17 protein-coding genes are annotated in these 16605 nt (G+C 60.4%); 12 read left to right on the top strand and 5 right to left on the bottom strand.

Features of this window, described 5'->3' with window-relative positions:
* Positions 1–14: 14 nt before the first annotated feature.
* On the bottom strand, positions 15–737 hold the full coding sequence (rph, locus tag AC3IX4_RS28310) for a ribonuclease PH (protein ID WP_489258591.1): 723 nt from the start codon (positions 735–737) through the stop codon (positions 15–17).
* A 268-nt stretch (positions 738–1005) separates the two neighbouring features.
* On the opposite strand from rph, the gene AC3IX4_RS28315 reads away from it, so the two are divergent.
* From AC3IX4_RS28315 to AC3IX4_RS28340, 6 genes are all read left to right on the top strand, one after another.
* Positions 1006–1869, top strand: coding sequence for a YicC/YloC family endoribonuclease (locus AC3IX4_RS28315; protein ID WP_489258592.1), 864 nt, complete (start codon positions 1006–1008; stop codon positions 1867–1869).
* A 13-nt stretch (positions 1870–1882) separates the two neighbouring features.
* Positions 1883–2503: a guanylate kinase gene (gmk, locus tag AC3IX4_RS28320; protein ID WP_489258593.1), complete on the top strand. Its 621-nt coding sequence runs from the start codon at positions 1883–1885 to the stop codon at positions 2501–2503.
* Between the two features lie 162 nt (positions 2504–2665).
* Positions 2666–2929, top strand: a complete 264-nt coding sequence (gene rpoZ, locus AC3IX4_RS28325) for a DNA-directed RNA polymerase subunit omega (protein ID WP_489258594.1) — start codon at positions 2666–2668, stop codon at positions 2927–2929.
* A 60-nt stretch (positions 2930–2989) separates the two neighbouring features.
* Positions 2990–5098, top strand: coding sequence for a bifunctional GTP diphosphokinase/guanosine-3',5'-bis pyrophosphate 3'-pyrophosphohydrolase (gene spoT, locus AC3IX4_RS28330; RefSeq protein ID WP_489258595.1), 2109 nt, complete (start codon positions 2990–2992; stop codon positions 5096–5098).
* 24 nt (positions 5099–5122) lie between these two features.
* The gene (locus tag AC3IX4_RS28335) at positions 5123–5503 is read left to right on the top strand and encodes a RidA family protein (RefSeq protein ID WP_043861567.1); all 381 of its coding nucleotides are present in this window, start codon (positions 5123–5125) and stop codon (positions 5501–5503) included.
* Positions 5504–5563: 60 nt separating this feature from the next.
* Complete coding sequence (locus tag AC3IX4_RS28340; RefSeq protein WP_489258596.1) at positions 5564–6298, top strand: hypothetical protein; 735 nt, start codon at positions 5564–5566, stop codon at positions 6296–6298.
* Positions 6299–6404: 106 nt separating this feature from the next.
* On the opposite strand, the gene AC3IX4_RS28345 is transcribed toward AC3IX4_RS28340, so the two are convergent.
* Positions 6405–7256, bottom strand: coding sequence for an NAD-dependent epimerase/dehydratase family protein (locus AC3IX4_RS28345; protein ID WP_489258597.1), 852 nt, complete (start codon positions 7254–7256; stop codon positions 6405–6407).
* 192 nt (positions 7257–7448) lie between these two features.
* On the opposite strand from AC3IX4_RS28345, the gene exbB reads away from it, so the two are divergent.
* The 6 genes from exbB to AC3IX4_RS28375 all read left to right on the top strand — a co-directional run bounded on the left by exbB (position 7449) and on the right by AC3IX4_RS28375 (position 14126).
* The gene (exbB, locus tag AC3IX4_RS28350) at positions 7449–8408 is read left to right on the top strand and encodes a tonB-system energizer ExbB (RefSeq protein ID WP_489258598.1); all 960 of its coding nucleotides are present in this window, start codon (positions 7449–7451) and stop codon (positions 8406–8408) included.
* Positions 8409–8411: 3 nt separating this feature from the next.
* Positions 8412–8837 (top strand): TonB system transport protein ExbD, encoded by a 426-nt coding sequence (gene exbD, locus AC3IX4_RS28355; RefSeq protein ID WP_489258599.1) that lies wholly within the window; start codon positions 8412–8414, stop codon positions 8835–8837.
* Positions 8834–9571 (top strand): energy transducer TonB, encoded by a 738-nt coding sequence (locus tag AC3IX4_RS28360; protein ID WP_489258600.1) that lies wholly within the window; start codon positions 8834–8836, stop codon positions 9569–9571. Before exbD ends, AC3IX4_RS28360 begins: the two co-directional genes overlap by 4 nt.
* A 93-nt stretch (positions 9572–9664) precedes the next feature.
* Positions 9665–10597, top strand: coding sequence for a hydrogen peroxide-inducible genes activator (locus AC3IX4_RS28365; RefSeq protein ID WP_489258601.1), 933 nt, complete (start codon positions 9665–9667; stop codon positions 10595–10597).
* Positions 10594–12669, top strand: a complete 2076-nt coding sequence (gene recG / locus AC3IX4_RS28370; RefSeq protein ID WP_489258602.1) for an ATP-dependent DNA helicase RecG — start codon at positions 10594–10596, stop codon at positions 12667–12669. Before AC3IX4_RS28365 ends, recG begins: the two co-directional genes overlap by 4 nt.
* Positions 12670–12731: 62 nt before the next feature.
* Complete coding sequence (locus tag AC3IX4_RS28375) at positions 12732–14126, top strand: aminoacyl-tRNA deacylase and HDOD domain-containing protein (RefSeq protein WP_489258603.1); 1395 nt, start codon at positions 12732–12734, stop codon at positions 14124–14126.
* 380 nt (positions 14127–14506) lie between these two features.
* Here the strand turns inward: AC3IX4_RS28375 and AC3IX4_RS28380 are convergent, their stop codons facing one another.
* The 3 genes from AC3IX4_RS28380 to AC3IX4_RS28390 form a co-directional block, all read right to left on the bottom strand.
* Positions 14507–15610 carry an IS110 family RNA-guided transposase gene (locus AC3IX4_RS28380; RefSeq protein WP_489261185.1) on the bottom strand — a complete coding sequence of 368 codons (1104 nt, stop codon included), beginning with the start codon at positions 15608–15610 and terminating at the stop codon, positions 14507–14509.
* Positions 15611–15729: 119 nt separating this feature from the next.
* The gene (locus tag AC3IX4_RS28385; RefSeq protein WP_489258604.1) at positions 15730–16101 is read right to left on the bottom strand and encodes a helicase; all 372 of its coding nucleotides are present in this window, start codon (positions 16099–16101) and stop codon (positions 15730–15732) included.
* 188 nt (positions 16102–16289) lie between these two features.
* Positions 16290–16565, bottom strand: coding sequence for an HU family DNA-binding protein (locus AC3IX4_RS28390; RefSeq protein WP_166567940.1), 276 nt, complete (start codon positions 16563–16565; stop codon positions 16290–16292).
* Positions 16566–16605: the final 40 nt, after the last annotated feature.

Here is a 16605-nt window from a genome sequence, read left to right on the forward strand (position 1 = left end):
CCCGCAAATCATACTCAGTCGGCCAGCGAGGCCTGCTGCAGTTCGAAAAGTTCGGTCATGCCCTTTTGCGCCAATGCGAGCATCGCATTCAGCTCGTGCGGCTGGAATGGCGCGCCTTCGGCGGTGCCTTGGACTTCGATGAAGCCGCCGGTGCTGGTCATGACGACGTTCAAGTCAGTTTCGGCCGCGGAGTCTTCCAGGTAATCCAGATCCAGGACCGGCTCACCTTGATACATGCCCACCGAAACAGCAGCGATCATCTGCTTGAGCGGGTCGCCACCTTTCAGGCCGCCACGCTTCTTGACCACGCGCAGAGCATCCACCAACGCAACCATGGCGCCGGTGATCGATGCGGTACGGGTACCGCCATCAGCCTGGATAACGTCGCAATCGACGTACAGGGTGATGTCGCCCAGCTTGCTCATGTCCAGCGCGGCGCGCAGGGAACGGCCGATCAGGCGCTGGATCTCCAGGGTACGGCCACCTTGCTTGCCGCGGCTGGCTTCACGCTGGTTGCGCTCGCCAGTGGCGCGCGGCAGCATGCCGTATTCGGCGGTCAACCAGCCTTGGCCCTGGCCTTTTAGAAAACGCGGCACACCGTTTTCGACGCTGACCGTGCAAATGACCTTGGTGTCTCCGAACTCGACCAGTACGGATCCCTCGGCGTGTTTGGTGTAGTTGCGGGTGATGCGGATCGAGCGGAGCTGATCGGCAGCGCGACCACTTGGACGTTTCATCTGGGATACCTGTACTGAGGGGACACAAATCTGCCCAGCATTATAGAGCCCCCGATTGACAGCGGTCACACTTTAAAAAAAACCGCACCCCGACCGATCGTCGGATAGCCCCGCAGGCTTTGGCTTGGCGGCGTCCGTCGGGATTTTGTGACGCCATCAAGAGTCTTTGTACCATCAGCTGATTGGGCGCGCCTGTCGCACTGCGCTACAATTCAGGCCTTTTACCGGCCTGTCGGCTCTTCTACCACTCTTGCGCGAGGTATTTCCCATGGTGCACAGCATGACCGCCTTTGCCCGTGTCGAACGGGCTGGCATCCAGGGCACCCTCAGTTGGGAACTGCGATCGGTCAATCATCGCTACCTGGAGCCGCATCTGCGCCTGCCCGACGCTCTTCGCGACCTGGAAGGCGCGGTTCGCGAAGCACTGCGCCAGGGCCTCTCGCGTGGCAAGGTCGAATGCACCTTGCGCCTGGTCGAGGAAACCGCCGGCAGCCCCCTGCAGGTCGACCGTGAACGCGCTGCCCAACTGGTGGCGGCCGCTGAAACCGTCGCCAGCCTGATCAAGCACCCTGCGCCGCTCAACCCGCTCGAAGTGCTGGCCTGGCCTGGGGTACTGGTGGCTGATGCCAATGATCCGCAGGCCCTGAACAACGCGGCACTGGAGCTGTTCGGCGAAGCGCTGGCCGAGCTCAAGAGCGGCCGTGACCGTGAAGGCGCGGAGCTGGCCCGGCTGATCAACGAGCGCCTGGACAACATGACCCGTGAAGTCGCGACCCTGCGCACCCAAGTGCCGCAGATGCTAGCCACCCAGCGGCAAAAGATCCTCGACCGTTTTACCGACATGCAGGCAGAGCTGGACCCCCAGCGCCTGGAACAGGAAATGGTCCTGCTGGCGCAAAAAAGCGACGTTGCCGAAGAGCTCGACCGGCTCAGCACCCACATCAACGAAGTACGCCGCGTCCTCAAGGCCGGCGGGGCTGCCGGTCGGCGCCTGGACTTCCTGATGCAGGAGCTCAATCGCGAAGCCAATACCCTGGGCTCCAAAGCTTTCGACCCACGCAGCACCCAGGCGGCGGTAAGCCTGAAGGTATTGATCGAGCAAATGCGTGAACAAGTGCAGAACATTGAGTAAGGCCACCTTTGAAATGAACCACAGCAGCGGCACCCTTTATATCGTTTCGGCCCCCTCGGGCGCAGGCAAGACCAGCCTGGTGAAAGCACTCATCGACGCTGAGCCGAACATCCGCGTCTCGGTCTCGCACACCACTCGCGCCATGCGCCCCGGCGAAATCGACGGGGTGAACTACCACTTCGTCGATCGCGCCGAATTCATGCGCATGATCGAGCACGGGGATTTCCTGGAGCAGGCCGAAGTCTTCGGCAACCACTACGGCACCTCGCAAAGCACGCTGCAGCGGACCCTGGACGAAGGCCATGACCTGATCCTGGAAATCGACTGGCAGGGTGCCGAGCAGGTTCGCAAGCTGATCCCCGACGCCCGCTCGATCTTCATCCTGCCGCCGAGTCAACAGGCCCTGCGCCAGCGCCTGACCAACCGCGGCACCGACAGCGATGAGATCATCGAGGGCCGCATGCGTGAAGCCGTCAGCGAAATGAGCCATTACGTCGAGTATGACTTCCTGGTGATCAATGACGATTTCGCCCATGCGCTGGAAGACCTGAAGGCGATTTTCCGCGCCAATCGCCTCAAGCAAAAGCCACAACAACAGCGTTTCGGCGAATTGCTGAGCCAGTTGCTGGCCTGAAGCCAACTCGATTAAGCTGTCGCAAAGGCCCTGGCATGGGCCCGCGACGCTTTCGAATCGGCTCGCTTGAAATCAGCGCTTCCCTAATCGCTGGTGATTTTTTAAACTATCGAGTCCGCTCGCCCATTCGGGCTGCACACCGCATTTGCTACGAGGAAGACCATGGCCCGCGTAACCGTTGAAGATTGCCTAGAACACGTGGATAACCGTTTTGAACTGGTCATGCTCTCTACCAAGCGTGCTCGTCAACTGGCTACCGGCGGCAAAGAGCCAAAAGTGGCATGGGAAAACGACAAGCCTACCGTTGTGGCCCTGCGTGAAATCGCCGAAGGCCTGGTAAGCTACGAAATGATCGCCAACGAAGAAATCGTCGAAGACGAGCCACTCTTCGCCGCGTTCGAAGACGAGGCCAACGAGGCCGTCTAAGCCTATGCCTGGTCGACGTTGTACGGCGCAGGGTCCAGTCTATCGGCGGGAGGTATTATCTTGCCGAGCATAGACGCCCTCGCTGATCGTCTCTCGACCTATCTTGGCCACGACCAGGTAAACCTGGTCCGCCGAGCGTACTTCTACGCCGAACAAGCCCACGACGGCCAACGCCGTCGCAGCGGCGAAGCCTATGTCACGCATCCGCTGGCAGTGGCCAATATCCTTGCCGACATGCACATGGACCATCAGAGCCTGATGGCAGCCATGCTGCATGACGTCATCGAAGACACCGGCATCGCCAAGGAAGCGCTCTGCGCGCAATTTGGCGAAACCGTCGCCGAACTGGTGGACGGGGTCAGTAAGCTGACCCAGATGAACTTCGAGACCAAGGCCGAGGCCCAGGCCGAAAACTTCCAGAAGATGGCCATGGCCATGGCTCGCGACATTCGCGTGATCCTGGTCAAGCTCGCCGACCGCCTGCACAACATGCGCACGCTGGAAGTCCTGTCCGGTGAAAAGCGCCGCCGCATTGCCAAGGAAACCCTTGAAATTTACGCCCCCATCGCCAACCGGCTGGGCATGCACAATGTGCGCGTAGAGTTCGAAGACCTGGGCTTCAAGGCGATGTACCCAATGCGCTCGGCGCTGATCTATCGCGCCGTACGCCGCGCCCGCGGCAACCGCAAGGAAATCGTCAACAAGATCGAGGAATCGCTCAGCCATTGCCTGGCTGTCGACGGTATCGAAGGCGATGTCTGTGGCCGCCAGAAGCACCTCTACGGCATCTACAAGAAGATGCGCGGCAAGCGCCGCGCCTTCAACGAGATCATGGACGTCTACGCGTTTCGCATCGTGGTCGACAAGGTCGACACCTGCTACCGCGTACTCGGCGCCGTACACAATTTGTACAAGCCGTTGCCAGGGCGCTTCAAGGATTACATCGCGATCCCCAAGGCCAACGGTTACCAGTCGCTGCACACCACCCTGTTCGGCATGCACGGGGTGCCCATCGAGATCCAGATTCGCACCCGCGAAATGGAAGAGATGGCCAATAACGGCATCGCCGCCCACTGGCTCTACAAGTCCAGTGACGACGAGCAGCCCAAAGGCACCCATGCCCGCGCTCGCCAATGGGTCAAGGGCGTGCTCGAAATGCAGCAACGTGCCGGCAACTCGCTGGAATTCATCGAGAGCGTGAAGATCGACCTGTTCCCGGACGAGGTCTATGTGTTCACGCCCAAGGGCCGGATCATGGAGCTGCCCAAAGGCTCCACGGCCGTCGACTTCGCTTATGCGGTACACACCGATGTGGGCAACAGCTGCATTGCCTGCCGAATCAACCGTCGCCTGGCGCCTTTGTCCGAACCCCTGCAAAGCGGCTCGACGGTCGAGATCGTCAGCGCACCGGGTGCCCGTCCGAACCCGGCCTGGCTCAATTTCGTGGTCACCGGCAAAGCCCGCACGCATATCCGTCATGCCCTCAAGCTGCAGCGCCGCTCCGAGTCGATCAACCTGGGCGAACGCCTGCTGAACAAAGTCCTCAATGGGTTTGACAGTGCCCTGGACAAGATACCGGCAGAGCGCATCCAGGCGATGCTCCACGAATACCGCCTGGAGTTGATCGAAGACTTGCTCGAAGACATCGGCCTGGGCAATCGCATGGCCTATGTGGTGGCGCGACGATTGCTGTCCACCGATGGCACACAGCTGCCAAGCCCCGAAGGGCCGCTGGCCATTCGCGGTACCGAAGGCCTGGTGCTCAGCTACGCCAAATGCTGCACGCCAATCCCGGGCGACCCGATCGTTGGGCACCTGTCGGCCGGTAAAGGCATGGTGGTTCACCTGGAAAACTGCCGCAACATCAGCGAAATCCGCCACAACCCGGAAAAATGCATCCAGCTCTCCTGGGCCAAGGATGTCACCGGCGAATTCAATGTCGAGCTGCGTGTGGAGCTCGAGCACCAGCGCGGCCTGATTGCCCTGCTGGCCAGCAGCGTCAACGCCGCCGACGGCAACATCGAAAAAATCAGCATGGACGAACGCGATGGCCGCATCAGCGTGGTCCAGCTGGTGGTCAGTGTTCACGACCGTGTTCATCTGGCCCGTGTGATCAAGAAATTGCGCGCCCTGACCGGGGTCATCCGTATCACGCGGATGCGTGCGTAGCCCATCAATTCCAAGGAGTCACTCATGACCAAGACTGTCATCACCAGCGACAAGGCACCCGCAGCCATCGGCACTTATTCTCAGGCGATCAAGGCTGGCAACACCGTCTACATGTCCGGTCAGATCCCGCTCGATCCTAAAACCATGGAACTGGTCGAAGGCTTCGAAGCACAAACCGTCCAGGTCTTCGAAAACCTGAAAGCCGTGGCCGAAGCCGCTGGCGGTTCGTTCAAGGACATCGTCAAGCTGAACATCTTCCTGACCGACCTGAGCCACTTTGCCAAGGTCAACGAAGTCATGGGTCGTTATTTCGAACAGCCATACCCCGCTCGCGCCGCTATCGGCGTGGCAGCACTGCCACGCGGCTCGCAAGTTGAAATGGACGCCATTCTCGTCCTCGAGTAATACCTGAGCGGTGAACGGCGCCCGCCTTTCACCGCATCAAAGCCCTGGAAGGACCCCCTCATGCGCCACGCGCTTGCCCTAACGCTGCTGGCCGCCGTGCTGAGCGGCTGCGCCAGTCACGCCGACCGTGAAAACAGCGGCACCTGGATCAATCAGAACGCCATCGATGCTGCCGCCAAGGGTGTAAACCTGCGCCAGGCCCTGCTCGCCAATGGTCCCAACCTTGAATGGCGCATCAACGTCAAAGCCGCCCAGGCTACCTTCAGCAACGGCTTTGAAGTCGGCACAGGCACGCTGCAAGCCAATGGCGATGATCAGTGGCAAGTGGATTTCTACGGCAACGCAGAGACATTGACCGAAGATGACGATGAACTGATTCAGGCGGGCAGCGAATCCGGCCCGGAGCAGACTTTCGAGCGAGCCACGGCACCCGCCCCTCTGGAAGCCCCCGTCGGTACCACCTTTGAACAGGCGCTTTACACCGCGTATCTGGGCGGCGAGTGGAAAATCGTCGAGGGTCCGGGGCAAGGTAGCACCGTGCGATTTGGCGCCAATGGCCAAATCAACGGGATGCCCGGCGCCGACCGTTATGCCCTGTGCCTGGCAGGCGATTGCGCCGCCATGAGCGGTGAGTTCGACAGCCTCTGGCTGGAACAGAACCAAAAGGGCAACCCGTGGATCTTCGTCCGTGATGGCAAGCAGCTGGAGATTCTCCAGGCCGTCAACCAAGCGGCGAATGACGAAATGCCGGATCTACACCCCGGTGCTCGTCGCTGGGTGCTGCAGCGCCAGTGATACCACCTGTAGGAGCACGGCTTGCCGGCGATGGTCTCACCGCGGTGTATCAGGCAAATTGCGGTGAGGCCATCGCGGGTGAACCCTGCTCCTACAGGCGCGTGCATCAGCCTTCAAGGATCGCGGCATACCCTTCCCTGAAGCTGGCATACCTGGGCACCCACCCCAAGGCGCGAGCCCTTGCATTGCTGCAGCGCTTGCTCCCGGTGCGCCGCACCTTGGCCTCATCCGACCACTCGGTAACGCCCATATACTCACGCAGCCAGGCAACCACATCCGCCAGTGCAGCCGGGTCGTCATCCACGCCGATATAACAATCCTCGAGCGCCCGCCCCTGCGCATCAGCCTGTAGCAGGAAGGCCAATAGACCCGCAGCGTCCTCGGCATGAATACGATTGCCATACAGCGGCGGCTCTTCAACCACCCGATAGCCCTGACGGACCTGGCTCAGCAACCATTCACGCCCCGGGCCGTAAATGCCAGTCAGACGCACGATGCTGGTGGGCAAGCCGCTGCCAAGCGCTAACTGCTCCGCATCTAGCATGATTTGACCGGAATAACCCACCGGCTGCGTCTCGGACGCTTCGTCAATCCACTCCCCGTGCTGCTGCCCATAGACGCTGCTGCTGGAGGCGAACAGGACACGCCTGGGGCTCTGACCGCATTGTTCAAGCCAGCTCAGGACATGGCTCAGCCCCTCAATGTAAGCGGCTCGATACCCCGCCTCATCATGGTCGGTTGCCGCGGCGCAATACACCAAATAATCAATCGACGTAGAAGGCCAGCTCTCAGGGATCGTGGCCTCGAACAGATCGCCAGCCACCCCGATAACACCTTCCGGCAGCCGCTCAACCTGGCGACGCAAGCCATACACCGGCCATTGAAGAGCCACCAACTGGCGAGCCAGACGGCTGCCGACATCACCGCAACCGGCGATCAAAATACTGGGGTTGGACATCGCAAAACCTCATGAATCAGGGCGCAAACCGCCTTCGGCAATCGATAAATGGCGCATTAATAGTAAAAATTGTTAATGCACTTACTTCTGTTAACAAGAATTAATTGCAATAATGCAGGCCCATTTGTTCTCGGCCCCGCTACGAGGCCTTGAAGGACACCCACCTTATTCTTCTGCTCAGGTCCGGCCAGCATGACACGTAATCCATCTTCCGCTTCGCCTACCACGCTTGCATCCAAAGGCCGCGCCTGGCGCGCTATCGCCGCACTGATGCTGGGTTTGGTACTGACCCCTGCCGCCTTTGCAGAAGAGCCTGCCCATACCGCAGCCACGCCAGCCGCAGCCGTCGCTCCGGCAACTGCGCCTGCCGATGCCATGCAAGCGGTTGCCGCCGAACAAGCTGATATCGCGGGCGATGATGCCATTGTCGAAGATAACAGCCTGGGCATGGCACACGACCTGTCGCCTTGGGGCATGTACCAGAATGCTGACGTGGTAGTGAAGACCGTCATGATTGGCCTGGCCATCGCCTCGATCATTACCTGGACCATCTGGATCGCCAAAGGCTTCGAGCTGCTGGGTGCCAAGCGTCGCCTGCGTCGCGAGATCGCCTTGCTGAAAAAAGCCGGCAGCCTCAAGCAAGCCAGCGAAACCGCCAACCAATCGGGAACCCTGGCTCACTTATTGGTCCATGACGCCCTGGAAGAAATGCACTTGTCGGCCAGCGCCCGCGAGAAAGAAGGCATCAAGGAGCGTGTGAGCTTTCGCCTGGAACGCCTGGTTGCCGCATGCGGCCGCAATATGAGCAACGGTACCGGCGTACTGGCCACCATCGGTTCGACCGCGCCATTCGTAGGCTTGTTCGGTACCGTGTGGGGCATCATGAACAGCTTTATCGGCATCGCCAAGACCCAGACCACCAACCTTGCCGTCGTTGCCCCTGGCATCGCCGAAGCGCTGTTGGCTACCGCCCTGGGCCTGGTTGCAGCCATTCCTGCCGTAGTTATCTACAACGTCTTCGCCCGCTCCATTGCCGGCTACAAAGCCCAGGTTTCTGATGCTTCGGCACACGTCCTGCTGCTGGTCAGCCGCGACCTCGACCACCAGCCAGGCGAGCGTAGCGTCCAGGCACACATGGTGAAAGTGGGGTAATTCATGGGCCTGCATCTGAATGAAGGCGGCGATGATCTCGCCGAGAACCACGAAATCAACGTCACGCCGTTCATCGACGTGATGCTGGTGCTGCTGATCATTTTCATGGTCGCAGCGCCACTGGCTACCGTCGATATCAAGGTCGACCTGCCCGCCTCTACCGCAAAACCTGCGCCAAGGCCGGAGAAGCCGATCTTCCTGAGCGTGAAGTCCGATCAAAACCTGTACCTGGGCGAAGACCAGGTCGCTCGCGAGCAACTGGGCGCGCTGCTTGATGCCAAGACCAAGGGCAACAAGGACACCACCATTTTCTTCCAGGCAGACAAGGGCGTGGATTACGGCGACCTGATGGAAGTCATGAACACCTTGCGCGCATCCGGCTACTTGAAGGTCGGCCTGGTTGGACTTGAGACGGCAGCCAAGAAATGATCAATACGCGCCAAAATCTGACGCGTTATAGCGGTAGCCTGGCCATTGTGCTGGGCGTCCATGCCGTCGCTATCCTGTTGGCTCTCAATTTGTCCGCCCCCCAGGCGATCGAATTGCCGCCGGCTGCGATGATGGTCGAAATGGCGCCATTGCCTGAGCCTGCGCCGCCGCCACCACCGAAAGTGGTGACGCCGCCACAACCACCCGCACCGATCGAAGAGCCGCCGCTGCCCAAGCTGGTCGAAGCGCCCAAGCCGAAAATCGCCATTGCGAAGCCGGTCACGCCTAAAGCCAAGCCACAGCCGCCCAAGCCCGAGAAAAAGCCTGAGCCGCCACAGGAAAAGGCCCCAGCCGAGGAAACGGTGGATACCCCACCGAGCAATGCACCGGTACAGAAGTCGGCCGCGCCGGCGCCGAGCGTCGCCTCCAACAGCAACGCCTTGCCGAACTGGCAGAGTGATCTGCTGCGTCACCTGAGCAAGTTCAAGAAGTATCCCGAAGACGCCCGCCGTCGCGGTATGCAGGGCGTCAACCGCCTGCGTTTCGTGGTCGATGGCGAAGGTAGGGTCTTGTCCTACTCGCTGGCCGGTGGATCGGGCAGCGCATCGCTTGATCGGGCGACCATGGAAATGATCCGCAAGGCTCAGCCCTTGCCGCCACCCCCCAAGGAATTGCTGAACAACGGCAGCCTGGAAGTGGTTGCACCGTTTGTGTACTCGCTCGACAAACGTTGAGCAGTTGTTTCTGACACACGTCAGCAAGGCTGATAACGTGCGTCTATCGATTGCAGCCGCTATGCTGGGGCCGCAACTTCATGGACGCACGTTATGACCCTCACAGAATTGCGCTACATCGTCACCCTCGCCCAGGAACAACACTTCGGCCATGCCGCCGAGCGTTGTCATGTCAGCCAGCCAACGTTGTCGGTCGGCGTGAAAAAGCTCGAAGACGAGCTCGGCGTGCTGATTTTCGAACGCAGCAAGAGTGCCGTTCGCCTGACACCGGTCGGTGAAGGGATCGTCGCGCAGGCGCAAAAGGTCCTGGAGCAGGCACAGGGCATCCGCGAACTGGCCCAGGCCGGCAAGAACCAGCTGACGGCCCCGCTCAAGGTCGGTGCCATCTATACCGTTGGCCCGTACCTGTTTCCCCACCTGATTCCACAGCTGCACCGGGTTGCTCCGCAGATGCCGCTGTACATCGAAGAGAACTTCACCCACGTATTGCGCGACAAACTGCGCAATGGCGAGCTGGATGCCGTGATCATCGCCCTGCCGTTCAATGAAGCGGACGTGCTGACTCTGCCCCTCTACGATGAACCTTTTTATGTGCTGATGCCCAGCGAACATCCCTGGACCAAAAAGCAAACCATCGACTCCAGCCTGCTCAACGACAAGAGCCTGCTGTTGCTGGGTGAAGGCCACTGCTTCCGCGACCAGGTGCTCGAAGCCTGCCCGACCCTCAACAAGGGTGGTGACGGTTCCCGGCATACCACCGTGGAATCCAGCTCACTGGAAACCATCCGCCACATGGTCGCTTCGGGCCTTGGTATCTCGATCCTGCCGCTGTCGGCGGTCGACAGCCATCACTACGCCCCCGGTGTGATCGAAGTACGGCCATTGAGCCCTCCCACACCGTTTCGCACGGTGGCGATTGCCTGGCGTGCAAGCTTTCCGCGGCCCAAGGCGATCGAGATCCTGGCGGACTCCATCCGCCTGTGCTCGGTGGCCAAGCCGCCGGTTATCAAACAAGCCGCATCATGACTGAGCTGTCCAAAGTATCGGTGACGGCACTCAAGGGTGTCGGTGAGGCGATGGCAGAGAAGCTCGCCAAGGTCGGCCTGGAAAACCTGCAGGATGTGCTGTTTCACCTGCCGATGCGCTATCAGGACCGCACCCGCGTCGTGCCCATCGGGCAGTTGCGCCCCGGCCAGGATGCGGTGATCGAAGGCGTGGTCAGTGGCACCGACGTGATGATGGGCAAGCGCCGCAGCCTGGTCGTGCGCCTCGGCGACGGCAGCGGCGTACTGACGCTGCGTTTCTATCACTTCAGCAACGCACAGAAGGAAGGCCTCAAGCGCGGCACTCATTTACGCTGCTATGGCGAAGCCCGTCCCGGTGCTTCGGGGCTGGAGATCTACCATCCCGAATATCGCGCCTTGACTGGCGATGAGCCGGCGCCCGTCGAGCAAACCCTGACGCCGATCTACCCCAGCACCGAAGGCCTGACTCAACAACGCCTGCGCCAGTTGAGCCAGCAGAGCCTGTCGATGCTCGGCCCGCGTAGCCTGCCGGACTGGCTACCGGAAGAGTTGGCCAGGGATTATCAATTGGCACCGCTCGATGATGCGATCCGCTACCTGCACCACCCACCGGCCGACGCCGACGTGGAGGAGCTCGCCCTGGGTCACCATTGGGCGCAACACCGCCTGGCCTTTGAAGAATTGCTGACGCATCAGCTGTCGCAACAACGCCTGCGCGAGAGCCTGCGTGCCCAGCGTGCGCCCGTGTTGGCAAAAGCCAGCCGCCTCCCGGCGCAGTACCTCGCCAACCTGGGCTTTAACCCCACCGGCGCACAGCAGCGGGTGGGCAATGAAATCGCCTATGACCTGAGCCAACCGGAGCCGATGTTGCGGCTGGTGCAAGGCGATGTGGGCGCTGGCAAGACGGTGGTCGCGGCACTCGCAGCCCTGCAGGCACTGGAAGCGGGCTATCAGGTTGCGCTGATGGCACCGACCGAGATTCTGGCCGAGCAACACTTTGTGACCTTCAAGCGTTGGCTTGAGCCGCTGGGCCTTGAGGTCGCTTGGCTCGCGGGCAAGCTCAAGGGCAAGGCCAGGGTCAGCGCACTGGAGCAGATCGCCGCAGGCGCCCCGATGGTGGTCGGCACTCACGCGCTGTTCCAGGATGAAGTGAAGTTTCACAACCTGGCGCTGGTGATCATCGACGAGCAGCACCGCTTTGGGGTCCAGCAACGCCTGGCGTTGCGCCAGAAAGGCGTGGGCGGCAGGTTGTGCCCGCACCAGTTGATCATGACCGCGACGCCAATACCTCGAACCTTGGCCATGAGTGCCTATGCCGACCTGGATACGTCGGTTCTCGACGAACTGCCACCGGGACGCACGCCCGTCAACACCGTGCTGGTAGCCGACAGCCGTCGTGTCGAAGTGATCGAGCGGGTCCGTGCCGCCTGTGCCGAAGGCCGGCAGGCATATTGGGTCTGCACCTTGATTGAAGAATCCGAAGAGCTCACCTGCCAGGCCGCTGAAACGTCTTTTGAAGAGCTGACCAGCGCCTTGGGCGAGCTCAGCGTCGGGTTGATCCATGGGCGCATGAAGCCTGCGGAAAAAGCAGCCGTGATGGCCGAGTTCAAGCAGGGGAACCTGCAACTGCTGGTGGCGACCACGGTGATTGAGGTCGGTGTCGACGTGCCCAATGCCAGCCTGATGATCATCGAGAACCCCGAGCGCCTGGGCCTGGCGCAGTTGCACCAGCTTCGTGGCCGTGTTGGGCGTGGCAGCGCGGCCAGCCACTGTGTATTGCTCTATCACCCACCGCTGTCGCAGATCGGTCGACAGCGCCTGGGCATCATGCGCGAGACCAACGACGGTTTTGTCATCGCTGAAAAGGATCTGGAGCTGCGCGGCCCGGGCGAGATGCTTGGCACACGCCAGACCGGCTTGTTGCAGTTCAAGGTGGCCGACCTGATGCGCGACGCAGACCTGCTGCCTGCAGTACGCGATGCCGCTCAGGCACTGCTGGCACGTTGGCCCGAACATGTCAGCCCATTGCTTGAACGTTGGCTGCGTCACGGCCAGCAATACGGCCAGGTGTAAGCACGCCCAAACGATACCCGAAGCTGGCTATACTGTTCGACTGTAGGAAAAGGAAACAGACCATGACTGAAGTTGCCAAGGACGCCGCAACCCCTGCCCCGTCTGCCTCTCACCTGCTGCTCGAAAAGCTCGGCGTCCCGTTCAGGGAGGTGGCCGACTCCAATCTGTTGCCCGCTAGCAGCAAGGTCCAGGCCGTGCTTCTGGAAGATTCGGTGGGCGCATTGATGGTGTTGTTCCCACAGAGCCAATTGCTGGACCTCAACCGCCTCGAAGAACTGACCGGGCGCAAGCTGGTAGCGACTTCGCTTGAACAACTCAAGAAGCTGCTTGGCAAACACCAACTCTCGGTGCTGCCTGGCTTGCCGGCCCTGTTGGGTTCACCCTGCCTGTACGAATCAAGACTGCTCAGCGAGCCGTCGCTGCTGATCAGCGCCGGTCACCCCGGCGAGCTGCTGGAAATCGCCGGCGCCGATTACAAGCAGATGCTCAGCAAAGCCAGTGCCGCCAACTTCGGTGTGCCACTGTCCAGCATTCGTCCCAACCTGGACCGGCCTGGCGACGACAGCCAGGAAATCACCCAGGCGGTCAGCGTGTTCACGGCGCGACGCATACAAAAGCGTCTTGAAGAAACCATCGAAATCCCACCGCTGGCCCAGACTGCACAAAAAATCATCAAGCTGCGCGTCGACCCGAATGCGTCCGTCGATGACGTCACCAATGTGGTCGAAACCGACCCGGCCTTGGCGGCGCAGGTGGTCAGTTGGGCGGCATCACCCTATTACGCAGCACCCGGCAAGATTCGTTCGGTTGAAGACGCCATCGTTCGTGTGCTGGGTTTCGATTTGGTCATCAACCTGGCCCTGGGCCTGGCCATGGGCAAGAGCATGAGCTTGCCCAAGGACCACCCGCAGCAGAGCACACCCTACTGGCATCAGTCGATCTATACGGCCGCTGCCATCGAAGGCCTGACGCGCGCCATGCCCCGGGCCCAGCGCCCGGAAATGGGCCTGACCTACTTGGCAGGGCTGCTGCATAACTTCGGTTATCTGCTGCTGGCGCACGTCTTTCCGCCACACTTCTCGCTGATTTGCCGGCATATGGAGGTCAACCCGCACCTGTGCCACAGCTATGTGGAACAACACCTGCTGGGGATCAGTCGTGAACAGATCGGTGCCTGGCTGATGCGCTTCTGGGATATGCCCGAAGAGCTGGCCACCGCCCTTCGCTTCCAGCACGACACCCGTTATGCTGGTGAGCACGCTGTCTATGCGAACCTTACGTGCCTGGCCGTGCGCTTGTTGCGTAAACATGGCGTGGGCGAAGGGCCTGACGAAAGCATCCCTGACGAGCTGTTGGAGCGCTTGGGCCTGACGACGGAACAGGCCGAGCAGGCGGTTCGCAAGGTGCTGGAGGCCGAGGCATTGCTGCGCGACCTGGCGTCGCAGTTTAACCACTGACCTGTAGGAGCACGGCTTGCCGGCGATGAACGCACCGCGGTTTATCTGCTCTAGACCGCGGTGATTTTATCGCAGGCAAGCCTTGCTCCTACAGCGCGGTGATTTTATCGCAGGCAAGCCTTGCTCCTATGTATGGACTCGCCCCCACTATCAACCCGCTTTTGAACACTGCTACCCGGCTGCATCTATGTATAAGGCCTACTCGAGGAAGCCTGATCGGCTTCTGGCCAACATTCAATAAGCTCGCGGTATGCCAATTACGTTAAGGCCTCAAGGGCCAGTAGGAGCACAGGCATCAATCCGCGACGGTCTGACCTGGGGTCAATGTTCTTTAGCAAGGGTTGGAGCGCTTTAACGCCCCGGTGGCAGAACTCTGTGGATCAGTGACTCATCGTCGCCTCCTGGACATTGCCCATGTGGCGACGATAGGTCTGCTCGGTTTTCAGTAATACCCAGACGATGCGTAGGGTACGGTTGGCCAATCGGACGGCCGTTTCCTTGCGACCCAAGCGACACAGCCAGCGCAGCAAGCGCCGGTCATCGGGTTGTTCCGAATCAGGCCGCACCTGTCTCAAGACCGCATGCGCGCCCTGGATCGCCAGGCTGCGTAGGTAGGCGTCGCCCTGCTTGCTCATCTTGCCCAGCCGGATTTTCTGTCCGCTGCTGTGCTGAGTGGGCACCAAACCAAAGTAGGCGGCAAACTGGCGTGCGTTGGCGAAGCGCTCAGGCTCGACCTGCTTGGCCAGCAGCGCGGTGGCGATGATCGGACCGATGCCACGCACCGTCATCAACCTTTTTGCCGTCTCATCCTGCTGTGCAGCCGTTTCCAGCCGGCCGGTCAATACGCTGACGCGCTCGCCCAACTGGCTCCATTCGCCGAGCAGCTCAGCAATCAGCTCGCGCAGCAGATCCGGCAGCGGCTGGGTGGCATCCTCGAGTATCCGCGGCACCACCCGGCTGATCGCCGCCTCACCTTGCGCCAAGGCCACGCCATGCTCGAGCAGCAAGCCACGCATCTGATTACCCATGGCCGTGCGCCGCCGCACATAGCCCTGGCGGGCGCGATGCAGTGCCTGCATGGCCAGCGCCGCGGCACTTTTGACCGGCACTGAGACAATCCGACTATCTCGACCCGCCCGCAAGATCGCATGTGCATCGTTGCGATCATTCTTCGGCCCGCTGCGATGATCGGCCACATGCTGCGCAGGCAGGATCCGCACCGGGTTGCCTTGGGCCTGCAGCAACCGCGCCCATGCCTGAGCGCCTGGGCCTGTTTCCATCAGCACCATGACGCTCATGGGCAGTTGGCGAAGAAACGCCTGGAAGGCTTCGCGCGATTTGATTCGGTCCTCGTACACCACTTGGCCCAGGGCGTTTTCCCCGGCCACCTGGAAGACCCTCTTGGCAAGATCTACCGAGACGGTCGAACAGGTTGCTAGGTCGGCTGAAGACAAAGAGTGATTGTTGGTCGTATGCTTTTTCATGGGCTCGCCCTCGCTGTCGTTGGCTTCTTTATAGATGCCACCGTGGCGCATAGACGCCTCGGTTGGGGCGAGTCCATGTAATTACAGCGCGGTGAATTCATCGCAGGCAAGCCTTGCTCCTACAGCGCCTTGGGTTTCAGGTATTTCGTCATCCCCTGGAACCAGATCACCAGCGCCGGGTTGCCCTTGATCTGGATGGTCTTGTCTTGAATCCCCTGCATGAAGGCAAGCTGCTTGTTCTTGGCCTGTAAGGTCTGGAAACCGAAGGCTGCATCCTTGAAGGCAATGGCGAACGCCGGTTCCGCCACCGTGCCGCCTTTGCTGGTGATACGCATGTCCTTGACGATGAAATGGCGCGCGACCTTGCCATCGAGCGTTTGCAGTTGGAACACCAGGTTCTTGTCGGTGAGCTGCTGTTGGAAAGCCGGGTTGCTGCGACTGGCCTTGGCCATCAACAGCCCCATGGCCCAGAGGAGAAAGCGAAACTTCATGTAGGCGCCTCGGAGAGAATAATTCTGCGGCGCAGTGTAACGGGTTAAAGCTAGATTTTTCCAACCTGTTGTCGGACGTTCACACCGTTTTCGCGTACACAATCAGACTATCCAGTCATAAAAAATGGGCAGTGCTTTGAAAGCAATGCCCATTTTTTCATGCGATATAAAGAAGGTCGCGACGGTACTTACGGATTGACGCTGTCTTTGAGGAACTTGCCCGGTTTGAACGCAACCGTATTGCTGGCCTTGATCTTGACTGGCTCGCCCGTCTGCGGGTTCTTGCCAGTGCGGGCACCGCGATGACGTGGCAGGAAGGTACCAAACCCGACGAGTGTGACGCTGTCCTTCTTGTGAAGGGCATTGGTGATTTCTTCGAGTACTGCGTTGAGGACGCGATTGGCCTGCTCTTTCGTCAGATCCGCTTTTTCTGCGATAGCGGCTGCGAGTTCTGGTTTACGCATAGTGAAGCCTCTTTGACGGGTTTTTTGTTGTTATGTCCGT

The organism is Pseudomonas sp. KH_021, from assembly GCF_057838865.1.